Below are 445 nucleotides of genomic sequence, written 5' to 3'. Positions count from 1 at the left end.
ATCTTCGAGGTGCTGGTCGGCGACGTCTCGGCCCACGCGCTGAACCTCACGAGGAAGCCGTCGCTGACCAAGGCCCAGGTGAAGGGTGCCAACGCGATCCAGCGTCGGCCGGTCTTCGACGAGGAGCGCTCTGCCCGGGTCTGGGCCGATGCCCGTTCGACCGCCGGCGCCTACTCGATGAACCCGTGAGGACCCCCTGACCGGGCGCAAGGCTGGACGGCATGGGTCAGCAGCCTGTCGGGTCGGCGACAGGCGGGTGAAGTCTCGGTACTTCGGCTTCCACGAGGCAGACCACGCCCCTGGTCACGCCTAGCCTCGCCGGGTGGAATCGTCCCGGTCCGCCCGTCGTCTGGTCCTCGCCCTCGCCGTAGGTGTGGGGCTGTGGTGCGCGTTGCTGGCCTGGCGGTGGGACTGGTTCATCGACCTGCGCGTCTACGAGCTCGGC

1 pseudogene is annotated in these 445 nt (G+C 69.4%); it reads left to right on the top strand.

Features of this window, described 5'->3' with window-relative positions:
* A pseudogene (locus tag ACOADB_RS03555) lies at window positions 1–189 on the top strand (acyl-CoA dehydrogenase); the annotation flags it as partial.
* Window positions 190–445 lie beyond the last annotated feature (256 nt).

The organism is Nocardioides sp. CPCC 206348 (assembly GCF_048654705.1).
Classification (GTDB): Bacteria; Actinomycetota; Actinomycetes; order Propionibacteriales; family Nocardioidaceae; genus Nocardioides.
Note: the sequence above shows the minus strand (reverse complement) of the source record. Positions and strands in the feature narration are given on the sequence as shown.